The sequence below is a fragment of the Rhizobacter sp. P3_B12 genome (genome assembly GCF_056402895.1).
In genome coordinates this window covers 1-2,110 of the sequence record NZ_JBFUGN010001034.1, presented here as the reverse complement: position 1 = coordinate 2,110, position 2,110 = coordinate 1, and the positions used below count along the sequence as shown (strand labels likewise).

Annotated in this window: 2 protein-coding genes; one reads left to right on the top strand and one right to left on the bottom strand. The window is 74.3% G+C overall.

Translation table 11 applies throughout. The features are described from left to right. Positions 1-1,018: FAD-dependent 5-carboxymethylaminomethyl-2-thiouridine(34) oxidoreductase MnmC1 (gene mnmC1 / locus AC1D01_RS31690; RefSeq protein ID WP_477873483.1), on the top strand; the 1,018-nt coding region annotated here is incomplete at its 5' end. Here mnmC1 and AC1D01_RS31685 read toward each other — a convergent pair. Then, a partial coding sequence (locus tag AC1D01_RS31685) for a PGAP1-like alpha/beta domain-containing protein (RefSeq protein ID WP_477873482.1) occupies positions 1,019-2,110 on the bottom strand: 1,092 nt, incomplete at its 5' end.

Below are 2,110 nucleotides of genomic sequence, written 5' to 3'. Positions count from 1 at the left end.
CGGCACGCATGCGCGCTTCAACCGCGCAGCCGCGCTGGAGCTCGCGCGCGTGCTGGCCGATGCGCTGCGCGACGGCGTGCCCGGTTCGCTGGCCGGTTTGCTGAGACTGGAGACCGCGCTGCCCGATGCGGCCGCGATGCAGGCGGTGCTCGATCGCGTGGGCTTGCCGGCGACCTATGTGCAGGCGCTCGATGCCGATGCGGCCGGTCGCCTTGCAGGCCTGGCGTTGCGCCACCCGGCCTGGTTCTACCCGCAGGGCGGCTGGGTGCAGCCGGGCGCGCTGGTGCGCTGGTTCATCGCACAAGGCGGCGAGCAGATCCGCTGGCGTGGCGGCATTCAGGTCGAGTCGATCCACCACGACGACGAGGGCCGCTGGCACGTGAGAGACGTGCAGGGCGCGAGCATCGCCAGTGCACCGGTGCTGGTGCTCGCGAACGCCGGCGATGCGTTGCGGCTGCTCGGCCAGCCCGCGTGGTCCGTCGAGGCCGTGCGGGGCCAGCTGAGCTTCGCGCCGGCCGACACCGCGGGCTGGGCGCTGCCGCGCATTCCGCTGGCCGGCGCCGGCTACCTGCTGCCGCCGATCGACGGCATGGCGGTGTTCGGCGCCACCAGTGCGGCCGGCGACATGGCCGCCGAGTTGCGGCAGGCGGACCACGCCCACAACCTCGCGCAGTACCAGAACCTGACCGGGCAGGCTGCGCCGGTCGATGCCGGCGCGCTGCAAGGCCGCACCGCGTGGCGCTGGGTGGCGGGCGACCGCCTGCCGATCGWCGGCGCGGTGCCCGACCTTCACGCGCCCCGCACGCGCGCGATCGACCAGGTCCGCTTCGTGCCGCGCGTGCCGGGCCTGTTCGTGTTCACCGCGCTGGGTTCGCGCGGCATCACCTGGTCGACCCTCGGCGCAGAGACGCTCGCGTCGGCGATCACCGGCGCACCGGCGCCGCTTGAAAGCAGCCTGCTCGATGCGATCGATCCGGGCCGCTTCATCGCCCGCCAGGTGCGGCGCGACGCCCGCTGATCAGGCCCAGGCCGCGCGCAACCAGCGGCGCAGCGCGGCCGCGACGCGCGGGTGGTTCAGCAGGTCCATGTGGCCGACGCCGTCGATCTCGACGCGTTCGACATCACCGGCCAGCGCCGGATCCGCCGCGCTGCCGGGCCGCACCAGGCCGTCGCCCAGGCCCGCGACGAGCCGCATCGGCACCGCCAGCGTGCTCGGCGCCGCGCCGTGGCGCAGGTCGCGGATGCCGCGGCTGCGCGCATCGGCGAGCCGGCTCAGCGGCCGTGTCATCGCCGATGCATCCAGCACCGAAGAGAGCACATGCCCGGCCCGTTCCAGCGGCGCACCGCGGTGCGGTGTGCCCAGGCAGACCAGCATCCGGATGCGACCGAGCCACGGGCTGCCGTCGGCCAGCGCCTGCTCGCAGGCGGCGCGCGCGACCAGCCCGCCCATGCTGTGGCCCACCAGCACGATCGATGCGGCGCGCCCGGGCGTCGATTCGATCCATTGCGCCATCAGCGCCGACAGCGCACGGCCGTTGTCGCTGATCGACAACCCGCTGTTGTAGCGGAGGAAAAGCGGCGTGGCGCCGAACTCGCGCTCGGCCATCGCCGGGTAGGAATCGCCGGCCGACTCGGCACGCGCGACCGTCCAGCTGTGTTCGTCGCAGGCCAGCCCGTGGATGAACAGGCAGACCCGCTCCCCCGGCACCACGCCTTCGGGATACAAGGCCATGCGCACCGCGAGCGGGTTGCCCGCCGCCTGCAGCGCATCGCCGGCCACGCCGTTCAGCGCGCTGCGCAGGGCCTGCTCGCGCGCGCCGGGCTGGCGTGTCGGATCGGTGAGGCGTTGTTCGGCATGGCCGGCCAGCGTGAGGGCGGCGGCGCCGGTCTGGCGCACTGTCGTGTGGACCACCGTGCTGACCATGTCGTGYACCCGCTGCACCCAGCGGGCCGGCGCTGCGACCACGGGCACGTGCTGCAGCGTCGCGAAGGCCTGGTCGGCGATCGCCTGGTGCATCTGCTGCACCTGCGTGGAGGTCGCCTCGAAGCCGGCCTTCAGCGCGGCCGCGTAGGCGCCGGGCGCCGGCGGTTTGCCTGGGGGGCGCATGGC